At 73.2% G+C, this 16,507-nt stretch carries 19 protein-coding genes; 9 read left to right on the top strand and 10 right to left on the bottom strand.

Annotated features, from left to right (window positions below; translation table 11 throughout):
• Positions 1-14: 14 nt before the first annotated feature.
• Together ACFRU2_RS34950 and ACFRU2_RS34945 are read left to right on the top strand one after the other, a co-directional pair.
• Positions 15-1,298 carry an MFS transporter gene (locus ACFRU2_RS34950; RefSeq protein WP_382979979.1) on the top strand — a complete coding sequence of 428 codons (1,284 nt, stop codon included), beginning with the start codon at positions 15-17 and terminating at the stop codon, positions 1,296-1,298.
• Between the two features lie 117 nt (positions 1,299-1,415).
• On the top strand, positions 1,416-1,871 hold the full coding sequence (locus tag ACFRU2_RS34945) for a nuclear transport factor 2 family protein (protein WP_382979977.1): 456 nt from the start codon (positions 1,416-1,418) through the stop codon (positions 1,869-1,871).
• Between the two features lie 4 nt (positions 1,872-1,875).
• Here the strand turns inward: ACFRU2_RS34945 and ACFRU2_RS34940 are convergent, their stop codons facing one another.
• The 3 genes from ACFRU2_RS34940 to ACFRU2_RS34930 are packed head-to-tail and all read right to left on the bottom strand — an operon-like array spanning position 1,876 to position 3,998.
• Positions 1,876-2,934: a phosphotransferase gene (locus ACFRU2_RS34940; RefSeq protein WP_382979976.1), complete on the bottom strand. Its 1,059-nt coding sequence runs from the start codon at positions 2,932-2,934 to the stop codon at positions 1,876-1,878.
• 25 nt (positions 2,935-2,959) lie between these two features.
• Entirely contained in the window at positions 2,960-3,220 is a 261-nt protein-coding gene (locus tag ACFRU2_RS34935) for a DUF397 domain-containing protein (RefSeq protein ID WP_382979974.1), read from the bottom strand.
• Entirely contained in the window at positions 3,204-3,998 is a 795-nt protein-coding gene (locus tag ACFRU2_RS34930) for a Scr1 family TA system antitoxin-like transcriptional regulator (RefSeq protein ID WP_382980144.1), read from the bottom strand. The genes ACFRU2_RS34935 and ACFRU2_RS34930 overlap by 17 nt, the downstream gene beginning before the upstream one ends.
• A 159-nt stretch (positions 3,999-4,157) precedes the next feature.
• Here ACFRU2_RS34930 and ACFRU2_RS34925 point away from each other — a divergent pair, with 159 nt between their 5' ends.
• A complete protein-coding gene (locus tag ACFRU2_RS34925) occupies positions 4,158-4,376 on the top strand; it encodes a hypothetical protein (RefSeq protein WP_382979973.1) in 219 nt (72 codons plus the stop codon).
• Here ACFRU2_RS34925 and ACFRU2_RS34920 read toward each other — a convergent pair.
• The gene (locus tag ACFRU2_RS34920) at positions 4,335-5,036 is read right to left on the bottom strand and encodes a YitT family protein (protein WP_382979971.1); all 702 of its coding nucleotides are present in this window, start codon (positions 5,034-5,036) and stop codon (positions 4,335-4,337) included. The two genes, ACFRU2_RS34925 and ACFRU2_RS34920, sit on opposite strands and share 42 nt — an antisense overlap.
• Positions 5,037-5,096: 60 nt before the next feature.
• Here ACFRU2_RS34920 and ACFRU2_RS34915 point away from each other — a divergent pair, with 60 nt between their 5' ends.
• Together ACFRU2_RS34915 and ACFRU2_RS34910 are read left to right on the top strand one after the other, a co-directional pair.
• Positions 5,097-6,506, top strand: coding sequence for a PLP-dependent aminotransferase family protein (locus ACFRU2_RS34915; protein WP_382979970.1), 1,410 nt, complete (start codon positions 5,097-5,099; stop codon positions 6,504-6,506).
• Between the two features lie 119 nt (positions 6,507-6,625).
• Positions 6,626-6,964, top strand: coding sequence for a GYD domain-containing protein (locus ACFRU2_RS34910; RefSeq protein ID WP_382979968.1), 339 nt, complete (start codon positions 6,626-6,628; stop codon positions 6,962-6,964).
• A 28-nt stretch (positions 6,965-6,992) separates the two neighbouring features.
• Here the strand turns inward: ACFRU2_RS34910 and ACFRU2_RS34905 are convergent, their stop codons facing one another.
• A complete protein-coding gene (locus ACFRU2_RS34905) occupies positions 6,993-7,595 on the bottom strand; it encodes a GNAT family N-acetyltransferase (RefSeq protein ID WP_382979966.1) in 603 nt (200 codons plus the stop codon).
• Between the two features lie 145 nt (positions 7,596-7,740).
• On the opposite strand from ACFRU2_RS34905, the gene ACFRU2_RS34900 reads away from it, so the two are divergent.
• Positions 7,741-9,060, top strand: a complete 1,320-nt coding sequence (locus ACFRU2_RS34900; RefSeq protein ID WP_382979964.1) for a lipase family protein — start codon at positions 7,741-7,743, stop codon at positions 9,058-9,060.
• Positions 9,061-9,154: 94 nt separating this feature from the next.
• Here ACFRU2_RS34900 and ACFRU2_RS34895 read toward each other — a convergent pair whose 3' ends face one another.
• From ACFRU2_RS34895 to ACFRU2_RS34885, 3 genes are read right to left on the bottom strand one after another with little or no spacing between them, the layout of a single operon-like run.
• A complete protein-coding gene (locus tag ACFRU2_RS34895) occupies positions 9,155-10,690 on the bottom strand; it encodes a PTS transporter subunit EIIC (RefSeq protein ID WP_382979963.1) in 1,536 nt (511 codons plus the stop codon).
• A gap of 57 nt (positions 10,691-10,747) precedes the next feature.
• Complete coding sequence (gene murQ, locus ACFRU2_RS34890) at positions 10,748-11,674, bottom strand: N-acetylmuramic acid 6-phosphate etherase (RefSeq protein ID WP_382979961.1); 927 nt, start codon at positions 11,672-11,674, stop codon at positions 10,748-10,750.
• 30 nt (positions 11,675-11,704) lie between these two features.
• Positions 11,705-12,676 (bottom strand): MurR/RpiR family transcriptional regulator, encoded by a 972-nt coding sequence (locus ACFRU2_RS34885; RefSeq protein ID WP_382980143.1) that lies wholly within the window; start codon positions 12,674-12,676, stop codon positions 11,705-11,707.
• A 114-nt stretch (positions 12,677-12,790) separates the two neighbouring features.
• On the opposite strand from ACFRU2_RS34885, the gene ACFRU2_RS34880 reads away from it, so the two are divergent.
• Positions 12,791-13,204, top strand: a complete 414-nt coding sequence (locus ACFRU2_RS34880) for a hypothetical protein (protein ID WP_382979959.1) — start codon at positions 12,791-12,793, stop codon at positions 13,202-13,204.
• A 7-nt stretch (positions 13,205-13,211) separates the two neighbouring features.
• Positions 13,212-13,481 (top strand): DUF4031 domain-containing protein, encoded by a 270-nt coding sequence (locus ACFRU2_RS34875; protein ID WP_382979957.1) that lies wholly within the window; start codon positions 13,212-13,214, stop codon positions 13,479-13,481.
• Between the two features lie 34 nt (positions 13,482-13,515).
• Here ACFRU2_RS34875 and ACFRU2_RS34870 read toward each other — a convergent pair whose 3' ends face one another.
• Both ACFRU2_RS34870 and ACFRU2_RS34865 read right to left on the bottom strand, forming a co-directional pair.
• Positions 13,516-14,745 (bottom strand): Cmx/CmrA family chloramphenicol efflux MFS transporter, encoded by a 1,230-nt coding sequence (locus tag ACFRU2_RS34870; protein ID WP_382980142.1) that lies wholly within the window; start codon positions 14,743-14,745, stop codon positions 13,516-13,518.
• 80 nt (positions 14,746-14,825) lie between these two features.
• Positions 14,826-15,536: a hypothetical protein gene (locus ACFRU2_RS34865; protein ID WP_382979955.1), complete on the bottom strand. Its 711-nt coding sequence runs from the start codon at positions 15,534-15,536 to the stop codon at positions 14,826-14,828.
• A 110-nt stretch (positions 15,537-15,646) separates the two neighbouring features.
• Between ACFRU2_RS34865 and ACFRU2_RS34860 the strand changes: the two genes are divergently transcribed.
• Positions 15,647-16,342: a copper homeostasis protein CutC gene (locus tag ACFRU2_RS34860; protein WP_382979953.1), complete on the top strand. Its 696-nt coding sequence runs from the start codon at positions 15,647-15,649 to the stop codon at positions 16,340-16,342.
• The last annotated feature ends 165 nt before the right edge of the window (positions 16,343-16,507 follow it).

Here is a 16,507-nt window from a genome sequence, read left to right as displayed (position 1 = left end):
GGGGTACCCACACCGTGGCGACCACACCCGCGCCCTCGTCGGCCAAGACCGCCGACGGACCCGCGCGTTCGATCCTCTTCGACGTCCCGTTCCTGCGCCTGTGGGCGGGCACCACCGCCTCCGGCCTGGCGACCTGGGCCCTGCCCTTCGTCCTCGGGCTCGCCGTCCTGCACCGCGATCTGAGCGCCGCCGGCCTCGGCCTGGTCCTCGCCGCACGCACGGTCGGATTCCTCGCCGCCGTCACCGTCGGCGGGGTCCTGGCCGACCGGCACTCCCGCCGCGCGGTCGTCCTCTGGTCGGCCCTCGCGGCAGCGGTGGCCGCACCCCTCCTCGCCGCCGGACTGGGCCGCTCGCTCCTGCTGATGACGGCCGCCGCCGCCCTCGCCGGCGCCGGACAGGGCGCCTGCCGCCCGGCGTTCCAGGCGCTCACCGCCGAGACCGTCGACCCCGGGCGCCGTCAGCAGGCCAACGCCGCCATGACCATGGCCGTCCGCGGATCCACCCTCGCCGGACCCGCCCTGACCGCGCTGCTCGCGGCCCTCCTCGACGTCCGGACCCTGCTGCTCGGCATCGGCCTGCTCTGGCTGGTCGCCGCGCTGGTCCCGGGCAAGGGCCGGGGTGCCGTCACCGCGGTGGACCCGTCGGCGGCCGGGCCCGCGCCGCGTGCGAGCTTCCGCGCCGAGTTCGTGGACGGCGTACGGGAGGCGCGCCGCCACCCCTGGTTCCTCGCCGGACTGGCCGCCCTCGTCGCGGTCATCGCCCTCGGCTACTCCGCCACCAGCGTCGCCCTGCCCCTGATCAGCCGGGACCGCTACGGCAGCGAATGGGTGCTCGCGGCGGCCATGACCGCGTACATAGTGGGCGCGCTCGGCGGAGCCCTGGTCATCGCCCGCATGCGGCCGCGCTCACAGGGCTGGGCCGCCTTCGCGGGACTGGCGGCGTACGGATGCGCCCCGCTGAGCCTGATGCTGCCCGTGCACCCGGGCGTGGTCGTCGCCGCCTACGCCGTCGCCGGGATCGGGATCGAGCTGTTCAACGTGCCCTGGTTCACCGCCACCCAGCGCGAGGTCGCCCCGGACCGGCTGGCCCGCGTCTCCTCGCTGGACTTCCTCGTCTCCTACGGTCTGGCCCCGGTCGGCCTGGCCCTGATCGCCCCGGCCATCGAGGTCTTCGGCGTCACGCCCGTCCTCGGCACCTGCGCGGCCGCGTGCTTCCTCGTACCGGCGGCGGCCGCCCTGGTGCCGACCGCCCGGCACTTCGCTCGGACGACGCCGGAGGCGAGGGCGGACGCGCCCTAGGGAGCGCCACGGATCCGCTCGCCTTACGTCCGGGGTAATCGTCTCGGCGCGCCCGTGCTGGCAGGGTCGGTGTTCTCTCCGCGTCGCAGGGCGCGGACCTGGAAGGAGAGGCCGGCCATGTCTGTAGCCACACCTGTGAACACCCGCGCCGTGGTCGAGGAGTTGCTGCGCAGAATCGGCGAGGGAGACCCCGAGCGCATCGCCGAGCTGTATGCGGAGCAGGGCGACTGGAAGCTCGACTGGCCTGAGGCCGAGCACGGCCGTACCGCCACGCCGTGGATCCGGCACCGGTCCACCCGGGCCGACGCGGCGGCCCATTACCGCGAGCTGGCCGAGCACCACGTGCCGGAGCATGTGGCGACCGAGGTCGAGCGCATTCTCGTCGACGGAAGCGACGCGGTCGTGCTGGGCGAGATCCGCCAGACCGCCCGGCCCACCGGACGCGCCTACACGGCGCGGTTCGCCCTGCATCTCACCGTCGCGGACGGCCTCGTCACCCGGCACCACGTCTACGAGGACAGCCTGGCCGTCGCCCAGGCGTTCGAGGCGAAGGACCGGCCAGACACCCCTTAGCCCCCTAGAACCACGGGCGGGCGTCGGGTGTGGGCAGCGGGCGCAGCTTCGGCCAGCGTGCGAGGAGCCGGTCGGCCAGGTCGGAGCTGAGGCGGCCGAGGGCGTGCAGGTGGTCGTGGTCGCGGGTCATGCCGGCGACCACGCCCAGGCGGTGGACGAGCCGCTCGCGGGCGGTGACGTAGCCCCACTCGAAGTCCTCGGCGGGGACCCGGGCGAGGTGGTCGACCGTCCCGCGGTGGGCACGTTCGACGAGCGCGTCGCCCTGGATCAGCCAGCCCGCGCACGCGTCGGCGAGGTCACCCGGCACGTCCTTCCCGGTGAGCCCGCGCCAGGTGGACCGGTAGACGTCCTCGACCTCGGTGAGGGGGGCCGCGGTGACCGACAGGGCGCACCAGCAGGTGGGGAAGGCGATCCGGAAGTAGGCCAGTTCGACCAGGCCGTTGCCGAGCGAGGCCCGCTCGAAGTCGACGAAGCGGATGCCGTCGGCGGTGCGCAGGTCGTTGCCGGGGCAGGGGTCGCCATGCAGCAGCGCATGGTGCGGGGTCGGGTCCAACCGGTCGAGGAGAGCGGCTAGTTCGTCGGGGACCGTGGACGGTACGGGTACGTCGAGCGCCCGGGCCAGGGCGAGGAAGGACTCCGCGTCGCCGGCCGTGGGCCCCGACCAGACCGGCAGGGCGCCCGCGTCGGCGGGCCCGGTCAGGGCGTGCAGCCGGGCGAGCGACTCGGCGTACGCGGGCATCCAGTCGCCCGTCTCGCCGAGGTCCTCCAGGTACTCCAGGACGACCATCCGCGAGGCCGGGTCCGTGGCGAGCACCGCGGGAGCCACGGCCGGCCCGGAACCCCGCCCCGCCAGACGCAGCCCGGTGAGCTCCCGCGCGAAGCGGGTGTCCGCGTCGGCGTCCGTGTCCCCGGAGTCGGTCATCTGCTTGACCACCACCGGCCGCCCGTCGGCGAGGCGCACCCACCACACCCGTGACCGCGGGCTGCTGTCCAGGAGCTTGCTCTCCTTGGGGGTGCCGAGGGTGGAGCGCAGCACCTCGTTGAGCGGAACCTTGTTCGACATGCGGACGAGCGTAGGCGCGGTCTTCCTAGGAGGCCAGGGCGGCTACGAAGGCGGCCCAGGCGGGGGCGGCGAAGGTGAGGTGGGGGCCGTCGGGGACCTTGGAGTCGCGGACGGGGACGATGTCGGGGTGGCCGTCGGCGACTTCGAGGCAGTCGCCGCCGCTCCCTCCGCTGTGGGTGGACTTGCGCCAGGTGGCCATCTCCAGGCAGCTGCCGCCGCTGCCGTCGCTGTAGCTGGATTTGTGCCAGGTGGCAGTCGACAGGTCGTACTCAGGCTGCTGCGTCATGCTCGTACCCCTCCGCCACGGACTCGATCAGGGCCAGGGACTGCACGGGTGACAGCGCGCTGGCCGTGAGGAGATCGTAGGTCAGGTGGTGGCGCGAGACCGTGGCCGGATCGTCGAACAACTGGCCCGTTCCGTTGCCTTGGACGTACGCAAGGGTGGGGGCGTCCGCGAAGGACATCAGCTGAAGGGAACCTCCCATGGCTGCGTGGGCGCCCGCATGGAATGGAATGACCTGGACGATGATTCGATGCGACCGAATCAGGGACGCGATATGCCGCAGGGCTTCGGCCATCACGACTCGCCCGCCCACCTCGCAGCGCAGCACAGCCTCGCCGAAGACGGACCACAACAACGGCGTTGTTGGAGCGGAGAGGAGGGCTGAGCGCGCGAGCCGGTTCGTGACCAGCTCATCGATCTCTGGCTCCGGTGCTGTCGGTTGATAGGCGCGAAAGACGGCTCGCGCGTACGCCTCGGTCTGGAGCAGGCCGGGGATTGTCAGTGGCGCGTACTCGCGGATGGCCTTCGCTAAGGCCTCTGCCTCGGCGGCTGCCGCGAAGTGATCCGGGTACTTGGACTTCGTCGCAGCCTCGCAGTTACGGGTGAAGAAGTCGCCCGTGCCGAGAATCTTGTCTACCTCCCGTGCCAGCTCCGGGGTCATCCGGCGCGTACCCGCTTCGAGTTGGCCGATGAAGGAGCCGCTGACGAAGAGCGGCTCGCCGAGTTTGTCCTGGCTGAGGCCGGCCCTTTTGCGGGCGACGCGCAGCTCGGATCCGAGCATGGTGCGGGGTGAGGAGAACGGGTCGACGTCTCCGGAATCGGGCACGGCAACTCCCCTGACAACAGGTGCGGTTGTTGCAACAGCGACCCTTGCAGGCTAGCCAGCCCGTCGCCACGCTGAGTACAGAACGCGATTACTCAGAGCGAAAGGTGACATGTCATGGTGCTCACGCCCAGGGAGCGGATGGTGGCGGCCGAGGAGGCGGTGGGGCAGTTGAGGGCCGCGCTGACGGACGTCGGGGTGGTGTTCCCCTCGCTCGGCGTGGACGGGGTGTCCGCGGCGGGGTCGTACGGGTTGCCGCTGGTCGACCTGGGGCGCTGCAACCTGGACACCGCGCTACGGCTGGCCGCGGTACTGCACGAGCGGGCCCACCCCTGAGGGATCGCCGAGGCGGACGGTCAGGCGCGGGAGGAACCAGCCGACCAGGGGGCCCGTGCACAGGGCGACCAGCACGGTGCCGAGGCCGAGGGTGCCGCCGAGGAGCCAGCCGAGGCCGGCCACGGACACCTCGATGCCGGTGCGCACCGTCGCGACGGGCAGCCGGGTGAGCCGGACGAGGCCGGTCATGATGCCGTCGCGCGGGCCCGAGCCGTACTGCGCGCCGAGGTAGAGGGCGTCGAAGAAGGCGAGGGCGACCAGGCCGAGGGCGAGGTACGCGAGCGCGGCGGCGGTTCCCTCGGGGGCGGGGAGTGCGGCGGCGGTGGCGTCGGCGGCGAAGCCCACGATCGCGACGTTGAGGACGGTGCCCAGCCCGGGGAGCTCGCGCAGCGGGATCCAGGCGAGGAGCACCAGGAGCGAGATCAGGTTGGTGGCCCAGCCGAAGGAGATGCCGAGGGTCTTCGCCGTGCCGTCGGTGAGCACGCTCCAGCTGGCCGTGCCGAGGCCGGACTCGACGAGCATCATGACGGCGGCGCCGTAGCCGGCCAGGCCGAGCAGGAGTTGGGGGACGCGGCGCGCGGTGCGGCCCGCCCGGAGCTGGGCGAAGGCGTTCATGCGGGGCAGGTGGGCCGAGGGGGCCGGGGGAGCGGTCGGTGCCATGGCTCAAGGCTCGGGGCATCTGGACCCGGATTCGATAGCCAGATTGCGTACGCTGGTCCGGTGAAGATCAGCGCGCACGCCGTCGGACGGATGCTGGGGACCTGGCAGGAGGGGCCCGGGCCCGCACACCAGCGGCTCTCCGACCGCCTGCGGCTGCTGATCCTGGACGGGCGGCTCTGTCTGGGGGCGGCACTGCCGGGCGAACGCGACCTGGCCACCGCGCTCGGTACGAGCCGGACCACGGTCGGGGCCGCGTACCGCACGCTGGTGGAGCACGGCTACCTGGAGACGAGGGAGCGCGCGCGGGCGACCGTACGGCTCCCGCACGGGGAAGCGCCCGTCGCGCGGCGGGCCGGCGGCGCGGACGCGGAGACCATCGACCTGTCCTTCGCCGCTCCGCCCGCACCCCCCGAGGTCCTGCACGCCGCTTTCGCGACGGCCCTGGAGCGACTGCCGCTGCACTTCGAGCGGCACGGGTACGACCGGTACGGCACCGCGGAACTGCGCGAGGCGGTCGCCGGGTGGTACGGGCGCAGGGGGCTGCCGACCTCGCCCGATCACGTCATGATCACCAGCGGTGCGCAGCACGCGATCGGGCTGCTGGTGCGCACGCTGCTGGCGCCGCGGGACAAGGTGCTGTTCGACCACCCCACCTATCCGCACGCGATCAGGGCGTTCGCCGATGCGCGCGCCCGGCTCCTGCCGGTGGCGGTGGGGCCGTCCGGCTGGGACGTGCCCCAGCTCCTCGCGGCGGCGCGGTCGGCGCAACTGGCGTACCTGATCCCGGACTTCCACAACCCGACCGGGATGTACATGCCCGCGAGCGTGCGCCGGAGCCTGCGGCCGGCCTGCCCCACGATCATCGACGAGACCCTGGCCGACCTGGGGCTGGAGGAGACGACCCCGGCCTCGGCCGCGGAACCCTTCGCGGCGCACCACCCCACCGCCATCAGCATCGGCTCGGTGTCCAAGAGCGTCTGGGGCGGCCTGCGCATCGGCTGGATCCGCGCGGTGCCCGCGCTGCTGGAGCGCGTGGCGCGGGCCCGCCCGGCGACGGATCTCGGCACCCCGGTGGTGGAACAGCTGGCCACGGCCGTACTCCTGAACGCCGGTCAGACCCGGCGCCCCGAGACGCTGCTCCAACTGCGGGCTCAGCAGGACGCCTTGCTGGGGGCGCTGGCCGAGCACCTCCCGGAGGTGCAGGCGCCGCGGGCGGCGGGCGGGGTGACGCTCTGGGCGCGCTTCCCGGAGCCGGTCGGTTCCCGCCTGGCGGCGATCCCTCCGGACCACGGCGTGACGATCGCGGCGGGCCCGCAGTTCGGGGTCGGCGGCGCCTTCGAACGCCACGTCCGCCTGCCGTACACGCTCCCGCCACCCCGCCTCACCGAGGCCGTCCGCCGCCTGTCCGCCGCCCACCGGGCCCTCACGGACGGCGCCACCGGGATCCACACCCCGGCGCCGGTGGCCTGAGCCGCGTTGGGCCGTGGCGGTGGCCGTCCCCGGCCGTTCGGGGGAACGGCCGCGATCCGGTCCGCCCCTTCTGCCGCCCGGCGTGGGCATCGTCGACGAAACGAAAGAAGGTGGACGCGATGCCGCTCTATTTGTCGAGGTTCAGCTACACGCCGGAGACCTGGGCGAGGCTGATGGCCCGCCCCGAGGACCGCGCGCAGGCCGCCCGGTCGTACATCGAGTCCGTCGGCGGGACGCTGCACGGCTTCTGGTACGCCTTCGGCACGCACGACGGCTACAACCTCTGGGAGGCCCCGGACGACGTGTCCATGGCCGCGGTCGCCCTGGCGATCAGCGGGGGCGGCGCGCTGAGCTCGTTCGAGACGACGGTCCTCCTGAGCGTCGAGGACACGCTGGACGCCCTGCGCAAGGCCGAGCAGATCCGGTACCGGCCTCCGGGGGCGTCCGAGGCGCCGTGACCGCCTGCGCGCGGGCGGCTTCCCGTCCTCAGTCCGTGCTCAGGCGGGCGTGGAGGTGTTCGTCGTGCCAGCCGTCCGTGTGGAGGAGGGCGCCGCGCATGGTGCCTTCCAGGGGGTAGCCGGACTTCAGGGCGACGCGGCAGGAGGCCGGGTTGGCCGTGGAGTGGGTGATGTACAGGCGGTGCAGGCCGAGGTCCTCGAAGGCCCAGCGGGTCAGGACGGCCAGGCCTTCGGTGGTGGCTCCGGCGCCGCGGCCGGCCGGGAGGAGCCAGTACACGAACTCGGCGCTGCCGCCGCGCAGATCGAGGTCGGCGAGGGCGATCAGGCCGACCGCGCGGCCGCCGTCCGCGGGGGCGAGGGCCCAGACCGCCGAGCGTTCGCCGTGCCAGCGTTCGCGCCAGCGGGCGATGCGGGTGACGGCCCGGTCCTCGGTGAGGGGGTCCGGGCGGTTCCAGTGGCGGATGTCCGGATCGGCGTACGCGGCCACGAGCGCGGGGGCGTCGTAGGACTCCCAGGGGCGCAGGTGCAGCCCGCAGGGGAGGGCGTACGAGGGCTGGGCGAGTGCAGCCATCCGGCCCGAGGGGACCACGGGCGGTATCGGGGGGATCGGGGGGATGGGGGAGTCGGTCATCCGGTCATCATCCGGGACGTCTTCTGGGGGCAGGGGTTCTCCCCGGCGGTCGTAACAACCGGCGAACACTTGATGACGGTAAGTGACAGTTCGTCCCTTTCTTCCTAGTCTCACGTCCCGGGGTACCGAGCGAATGGACGATGAGATGAGACGACGGCTTTCCGCGATCGCCGCAGCCGGTGTGGCCGCGATCCTCGCGCTGGGCGGCGGGTCGGCCGCCACCGCGACCGCGGGCACGAACCCGGACGGCGGCAAGGGCGGCAAGGGGCTCTGCGCCCCGGGCGTCCCGGTCGGGCCGGAGGGCGAGAAGTTCTACGATCCGCCGTCGCCGCTGCCCGAGGGGGAGCACGGGGACCTGATCTGGGCCCGCCGCGTCGACGCCCCCGACGGTGCGCGCGCCTGCCGGATCCTGTACCTCTCGACCCTGCAGACCGGTACCCGCGTCGCCGTCTCCGGCATCGTGGCCTGGCCCGACGCCCCCGCGCCGCGCAGCGGCCGCAACGTGGTGGCCTGGGCGCACGGGACCGTGGGCGGCCCGCGCCAGTGCGCGCCCTCCGCGGTGCCGAACCCGGCGACCGACCTCGTCGGCTACTACACCTACGACAGCCCGTGGGGCATCGACGTCGGCGTGCCGGCGCTGACGCAGTTCCTCGACTCGGGCGACGTCGTGGTCGGTACGGACTACCAGGGTCTGGGCACCCCGGGCGTGCACCAGTACACGGTGGCCGTCTCGGAGACGAACAACGTCCTGGACTCCGTCCGTGCGGCCCGCCAGATCAAGGAGGCCCACGCGAACAGCAAGGCGGCCGTCCTGGGCTGGTCGCAGGGCGGCGGCGCGGCGGCGTTCATCGCCCAGAACTACAAGGCGTACACCCCGGAGACCAACCTGGTCGGCATCGCGGCGCTGGCGCCCGCCGCCAACCTGGGGCCGGACTTCCGCGGCCTGGTGCTGCCCGGCCCGACGTCCCCCACCTCGCCCTCCCACAACGCGGCGCTGCGCGTCAACGTCTACCGGGGCTTCCTCGCGGCCTACCCGGAGCTGAAGGCCGAGGACGTGCTGAAGCCGGCCGGGCTGGAGGCGCTGCGCGGTGACGGGGTGATGTGCATCGAGCACCTCGCGGACGTGATCCAGGAGAACGTGGGCAACGCCGGGCAGTTGGACACGCTGTTCCAGCCGCTGACCGTGGTGCCGGAGGTCTGGCACCAGCGGTTCCGCGAGAACACCGCGGGCCTGGTCACCTCGGTGGCGCCGATCCTGGTGATGCAGGGCACGGCCGACACCGTCATCAACCCGAACTCCACCGACGAGTACGTGAAGCGGGCCTGCCGGTTCGGCAAGCCCGTCGAGTACACGAAGTACCAGGGGGCGACGCACCAGACGATCCCCAACGTCGCGGAGCCGGAGTACCTGAGCTGGATCGCGGACCGCTTCGCGGGCAGGCCGGCGCCGTCCAACTGCACGTGAATCAAGGCGTGACCTGAAGCAGTGAAGGCTCCCGCCCGGTGGACCACACCGGGCGGGAGCCTTCGTACGTGGGGGCCCTACGTGGGGCCCGCCGTCAGCGGCCCACGGGGACGGGCGACGTCGCGTCCGGTACGGGCTCGGCGGCCGTCGGCGGCGTCGGCGCGGTCTGCGGGTCCGTGTCCGCGTCCGGGCCGGTGTTGAACTCGGTCAGCATCTGCCGGGTGAACCCGAAGAAGTAGGTGGCGGCGAAGCCCACGAGGTACCCGACGGCCAGGCCGCCCGCGTAGATCGCGATGGTCATCCCCATGCCCGACTTGCCGTCCAGCAGCGGGAACAGCGCCCAGCCCGAGGGGCCGATGGCGGTGGAGCCGAAGGCGGTGCCCAGCTGGTTGAAGAGGCCTACGAAGGCTCCGCCCGCGGCGCCGCCGATGCAGGCGGTGATGAAGGGGCGGCCCAGGGGGAGGGAGACGCCGTAGATGAGGGGTTCGCCCACGCCCAGGAAGCCGGCCGGGAGGGCGGACTTGATGGTGGCGCGGATCGAGCGGTTGCGCGGGAGCTTGTAGTAGACGGCGATGGCCGCGCCGACCTGGCCCGCGCCCGCCATGGCGAGGATGGGGAGCAGGACGGTGTAGCCGGTCTGCTCGATCAGGGTGGTGTGGATGGGGATCAGGGCCTGGTGCAGGCCGAGCATCACGAGCGGGAGGAAGAGGCCGCCGAGGACCAGGCCCGCGAAGGCCCCGCCGGTGGCGAGCAGCCAGGTGGCGAAGGTGCCGATGGCGCTGGAGACCTCTCCGGCGACGAACATCAGGCCGAAGATGGTGACGAGGCCGGAGATCAGCACCGTGAGGGTGGGGGTGACCAGGACGTCGAGCGCCTCCGGGACCCACTTGCGGCACCACTTCTCCACCTGGACGGCGAGCAGCGCGGCCGCCAGTGCGCCGAGCACGCCGCCCTGGCCGGGGGAGAGCTGCTGGCCGAAGGCGTCGATCTTCGCGACGCCGGGGAAGACGATGATCGCGGCGACCGCGCCGCCGAGGATGGCCGTGCCGCCGAACTCCTTGGCCGTGTTGTAGCCGACGAAGACGGCGATCAGGGACATGAACCCGCTCGCCATCGCGGCGAGCGCGGGGACCACGGCCGGCACCCAGCCCATGTTGGTGAGGAACCCGTTGAGCCCGGCGATGATGCCGCAGCCGATGAGGGCCGGGATCAGCGGGACGAAGATGTTCGCGATGCGGCGCAGGAACAGCTTGAAGGGGGTGGAGTTCTTCGCCTTCTGGGCGTTCTTGATGGCCGCGCCCTGGGCGGCGAGTTCGTCGGCGGTGTGACCGGAGGCGGCGGGAGCCGGTTCCGGTGCCGGGGCGGCTGCGCGGCCTTCCGCGACCAGGGCCTCGAACTCGGGCGTGACGCGGGCGACGGTGCCTGGTCCCAGCACGATCTGGTACGTGTCGTCCTCGACGACGCCCATCACGGCGGGCAGGGCCTTGAGGGCCTCGTCCTGGACGAGGGAGCGGTCGCGCAGGGTGATCCGCAGGCGGGTCATGCAGTGCGCGATGGAGACGATGTTGTCCGGGCCGCCGACCAGAGGAAGGATCGCGGCGGCTGTGGCGCGGTTCTTGTCAGTGGACATCTTGGTGTTCGCCTTGCTGGTTGGGGGTCAGCGGGGAGTGGGCGGTGCGGACAGGCACTAGCGCGGGGTCTGGGTGAGGGCGGCCCGGAGGTGGCCCCGGGAGGCGGTGAGGAGTTCGGCGGCCTTGTGTCCGTCGACTCCGCCGAGGATGACGAGGATGGCCTGCTTGACCTCGCCGTCGGAGGCGGTGAGGGCGGCCTCGATCTCGGCGTCGGGGGCGCCGGTGGCCAGGGAGACGATGCGGCGGGCACGGGCGCGCAGCTTCTCGTTGGAGGAGCGCATGTCGACCATCAGGTTTCCGTACGTCTTGCCGAGCCGGATCATCGTGAGGGTCGAGATGAGGTTGAGGACGAGCTTCTGTGCGGTGCCGGCCTTCAGCCGGGTGGATCCGGTGAGGAGTTCGGGGCCGACGACCACCTCGATGCCGTGGTCGGCGGCCGCGGCGAGCGCGGAGCCGGCGTTGCAGGACAGGCCGACGGTGAGGGCTCCGCGGTCGCGGGCGAACTCGACGGCGCCGATCGCGTACGGGGTGCGGCCGGAGGCGGAGATCCCGATGACGGTGTCGTCGGCGGTCAGGGCCAGCGCGGTCAGGTCCTCGGCGGCCAGTTCCCTGGAGTCCTCGGCGCCCTCGACGGCCTTGACCATGGCGGAGGGGCCGCCCGCGATCAGGCCGACGACCTCGGAGGGGTCGGTGTTGAAGGTGGGCGGGCATTCGCTGGCGTCCAGTACGCCCATCCGGCCGGCGGTGCCGGCGCCCGCGTAGATCAGGCGCCCGCCGCGGGCCATCCGCTCGGCGATCCCGTCGATGGCGGCGGCGATCGTCTCCAGCTCGCCGGCGACGGCGGCCGGGACGGTGGCGTCCTCGGCGTTCATCAGGCGGGCGATCTCCAGGGTGGGCAGCTGATCGATCTCGGCCAGTTCGGGGCGGAAGGCCTCGGTGGTCAAGGTGGCCAGCTGGGCGCGGAGTTCGGCGTACGCGGTCATGAGTGGGGGCTCCTGAACTGCTGGGTTCTGCTAGCGGGTGGTGCTGGTGCGCTTGGCGGTGGGTACGGAGGTGTGGTGGCGGGGCGCGAGCGCCTCGTACGAGGCTGCGAGCGCGGGCGCCGCCGTCTCGTAGGTCTGCTGGGCGACGCCCACGAACAGGCAGTCCACGACGAGGAGCTGGCTGGTCCGGCTCGACATGGCCGCCGGGCGCAGCTGGGTCTCGCGGGCGGCGGAGGTGGCCAGCACGAGGTCGGCGTAGTGGACGACGGGGGAGCCCGTGCGGGCCGTGAGCGCGAGGGTGGTGGCGCCGCGCTCGAAGGCGATCCGCAGGGGTTCGATGACGTCGCCGGTGCCGCCGGAGTGGGTGATGGCGACGGCGACGTCGCCGGGGCGCAGCAGCACGGCGGTGGTGACGGCCAGGTGCGGGTCGTTGTGCGCGTGGGCGATCAGGCCGATGCGCGACAGCTTCTGCGCGAGGTCCTGGGCGACGAGGCCGGAGGCGCCGACGCCGTAGATCTCGATGCGGCGGGCGCCCGCGAGGGCGGCGACGGCCGAGCCGAGGGCGGCGACGTCGAGTCCGGCGGCGGTGTCGGTGAGGGTCTGCGCCTCCTCCTGGGCCAGCTTGGCGACCACGTCGGCGAGGGAGTCGTCGACGGCTATGTCCACGGTGACGGCGGGGGCCGCGCCGGACTCCTGCTGGGCGGCGAGCGCGGCGAGCGCGAGGCGCAGGTCGCGGTAGCCGGGGTAGCCGAGGAGGCGGGCGGTGCGGACGACGGTGGCCTCGCTGGTGCCGGTGCGGGCGGCGAGGTCGCTGACGGTGAGCGCGGCGCAGCCGGCGGGGTCCTCGGCGACGGCCTCGGCGACGGCCTGCATGGAGCGGGTCATCGAGGGGCCGAGACTGCGGACGCGGGCCCGCAGGGCGGCGGGGGCCGGGACGGGGACGGGGGCCGGGGCGGGGGCCGGGGCGGTCGCGTCCGCGCTTCCGCTGAAGGTTTCTTTCATCTTCTCGCTCACCCTTGAAACTTATTTTCAGGGGGGTGGGAACGTCAAGACGCCATAAGTCACCGGAGGAAGAGGACCTTCGCCACGGGGCCGATCCGGGTCCACAATGTGTCCATGGACCACGCGACCCCCCCACCCCCCCTTGAACAGGCGCTGCACGCCGCACGCGCCTTGGTGCTCGCCGATCTCGTCGCGGGCGAGGTCGCCGATGCCGATGTCGTCTCCCTCGTCGAGGACGCGGTCACCCACCGCCGCTGGTGGGTGGAGGAGTGGCCGGAGGGCGTCGACTACCTCGCCGGACTCGTCGCCCAGGACGTGAAGGACGCACTGCTGGAGAAGTACGGGCGCTGGCCGCTGTGCCCGGTCTGTGGCCACGGCGATCCGCACGCGCTGGACGTGGAGCCCGAGCTCGGACCGGACCCGATGTGGGTGTGCTCGGAGGCCGGTGTGCGGGTGGCGCCGGTGGGCGGCCTCGGACCGGTCCTCGGCGGCTCCGGCGCGGGCTCCGGCTCGGGCTTCGGCGAATGAGCCGCCGGTGACGGTGTACATCGACCCGCCCGACTGGCCGGGTCACGGCCGCATGTGGTCGCACCTGGTCAGCGACACCTCGTTCGAGGAGCTGCACGCCTTCGCGGCATCGATCGGCTGCCCGCCGAAGGCCTTCGAACGCGACCACTACGACGTCCCGGAGCAGCGGTACGCGGACGCGGTGGGCGCGGGCGCGGTGGAGATCGGCAGCAAGGAGCTGGTCCGCAGACTGACGGCGGCCGGGCTGCGGCGCCCCAAGGGACGGCCTGCGGCGTAGGCGCCGTCCGCCGAGGTGCCGTGCTGCCGGTGCCTCAGACCCTCTCGGTCGCGTCCGCGTCCGATCGGGACGGGGTCGAGCCGGCCACCACGCGGGTCGGGCGGGCCGCGCGGGATCCCGTACGGCGGTCCAGGCGCAGGGCCGCGAGGCCGAGGGCGATGGCGGTGACGGTCATCGCGCCGCCCGCCCAGGCGGTGGCGGAGTAGCCGTAACCGGCGTCGATGACGGTGCCGCCGAGCCAGGGGCCGCCGGTGTTGCCGAGGTTGAAGGCGGCCGTGGTGGTCGCGCCGGCCAGGGTCGGGGCGGCGCCCGCGACGTTGAACATGCGGGCGTTGAGCGCCGGGGCCGTGAAGAACGCCGAGAAGCCGATCAGGAACGCGAGGGCGATCGCGGCCGCCGCGGTGGAGGCCAGCAGGGCCAGCGCCGCCAGGAAGACGGTGGAGCCGGTGATGCCCCACAGCATCACCCCGAACAGGTGCGCGTCGGCGATCCGCCCGCCGACGGTGGTGCCGGCCAGCGCGCCGACGCCGAACAGGCCGAGGATCCACGGGACCCACTGCGAGTCCAGCCCGGCCACGTCGGTGAGCAGCGGGGACAGGTAGCTGAAGGCGCAGAAGACCCCGCCCGCGGCGAGCGCCGTGATGCCGATCGACAGCCACACCTGGCGGTCGCGGTAGATGCGCAGCTCGCGGGAGAGCGTCGGCTTCTCGGCGGGCAGCGGGATCTTGGGGATCAGCGCGAGGATGCCGGCGAGGGCGATCGCGGAGGCCGCGCCGACCGCCCAGAACGCCGACCGCCAGCCCAGGTGCTCACCGAGGAACGCACCGGCCGGGACGCCGAGGACGTTGGCGATGGAGAGGCCGCCGATCATGACGGCCATCGCGCGGGCCCGCTGGTGCTGCTCGACCATGGCGATGGCCACGGCGGCGCCGACCGCCCAGAAGCCGGCGCAGGCGAGCGCGGAGACGATGCGGGAGGCGAAGAGCAGCTCGTACGAGGGGGCCAGCGCGCCCGCGACCTGCCCGAGGCCGAAGAGGCTGATCAGCGAGAGGAGCGTGGTGCGGCGGGGCAGCCGCAGCGTGGCGACGGCGAGGAGGGGCGCGCCGACGACCATGCCGATCGCGAAGGCGGATATGAGCAGGCCCGCCTGGGGGATGGTGACGCCCATGTCCTCGGCGATGGGTGGCAGCAGCCCGGAGAGCATGAACTCGCTGGTCCCGAGTGCGAAGACGGAGAGGCCGAGGACGTAGACGGCGACGGGCATACGGGTGCGTTCGGCTTCTGCGGCTTCTACGGGCATGAACTACCTCAACCGCGACGAACGGGATCGCATTCCCGGGGGCCCTACGAGGAGGCCTCGCCGAGCTCGGCCAGCTCGGCGGCCAGGTTCGCGCGGGCCGGGGCCTCCCAGTGCGCAGCCCCGTAGGCGGTGCGGAAGAGGCGGGGCAGCTCCAGGAGCTGGCGCAGCACGGCGGCCCGGCCCGCGCGGAAGGCTTCGTCGGGGACGAAGCCGTACTCGGCGCGGACGGCTGCCGCGTAGGCGGCGTACTCCTGCGGGGTGCCCGCGAGGACGCCGAGGTCGGCGTCGCAGAGCAGTTCGCCGTTGGCGTCGCCGGGGGCGGGGTCGTGGGTGACGGTGAGGCGGACGAGGCGGGCCACCTCGGCGGTGCGGGCGTCGTCGATGCCGAGCTCGGGCAGGGCGCGCTCGGCGAGGGAGGCGCTGCGCTCCTCGTTCTCGGACCGGTCGGGCCGGTAGACGGCGTCGTGGAACCAGGCGGCGAGTTCTACGGCGGGGCGGTCCTGATCCTGGTCCTGGTCCCGGTCCTGGGTCTCGTCTGGGCGTGCGTCTGCGAGTACGTCGATGCGTGCCAGTACGTCGGCCAGGTGTGCGGTGGTGTGGTACTTGCGCTGCGGCTCCGCCCAGGCGGTGAGGAGGCGGTCGGCGTAGGGGGCGGGGTCGCGGTCGGGGGCGGCTCCGGCGGCGGCGGTGGTGGCGTGCCAGCGGGCGCGGAGGTTCTGCTCGCGGTGCGTGTCGGAAGTCATGGCGGATGTCATGCGCACATTGTGGTGGTGGCGTGATTGTGCTGGTGAAGGGTGGGCGAAGGCCCGTACCCTGGATATTGGACTAGACCTATTTTGCAATGCGGGACGAAGGATGGGATTACATGAGCAACCGTGCGCTCCTGGAGGTGATCGCCCTCGACGTGGAGGATGCGGTCGCGGCCCAGGCCGGTGGGGCGGACCGACTCGAACTGGTCACCGACATGGCCGCCGACGGGCTCACCCCGCCGCGCGAGACCTTCGCGGCGATCCGGGCGGCGGTCGACATCCGGCTGCGCGTGATGCTCCGGAAGGCGGACGGCTTCTCGGCGGGTTCCGGGGAGGATGTGGAACGCCTGGTCGAGGAGGCGCGGGCGCTGCGGGCGGAGGGGGCGGAGGAGTTCGTGCTGGGCTTCCTGAACCCGGACGGCAGTCCCGACCTCGTCTCCGTCGAGGCGGTCGTGGCGGAGCTCGGCGGCTGCGGGTGGACGTTCCACCGCGCGATCGACCGGGCGGCGGACCGTGACCAGCTCCGCAAGGCGGTCGCGGATCTGCCCGGGCTCGACACCTACCTGACCGCGGGTGCGGCGGGCGGGGTCGACGAGGGGCTGCCGACGCTGCTGGCGGAGGCGGCGAGGTCCGGTACCCCCGGCTACGAGCCGCGGATCCTGGTCGGCGGCGGCCTGACCCTCTCCCACCTGCCGGTGCTGCGCGAGGCGGGCATCGACGCCTTCCACATCGGCGGCGCGGCTCGCCCGTCGGGCTGGGACCGGCCGGTGTCGGCCGAGGCCGTCGCGGCCTGGCGGACGTCCCTGAGCTAGCCCCGGGGACCAGTCCCCGGACCCCTGCGCCTCAAACGCCGGCGGGGCTGGGGTTGGCCTGGTGTCGGGCGGGCTGCGGGTGGTGGGTCGGGGCCGGGGCCGGGGTGGGGTGTTGGCCTGGACTGCATGATTTAGGCGCCCTGCCCCGAGCTTCGACAGGGCGCG

It is taken from the genome of Streptomyces sp. NPDC056883 (assembly GCF_042788835.1).
GTDB lineage: Bacteria > Actinomycetota > Actinomycetes > Streptomycetales > Streptomycetaceae > Streptomyces > Streptomyces stoeckheimensis.
This window is presented reverse-complemented; position numbering and strand designations above follow the sequence as displayed.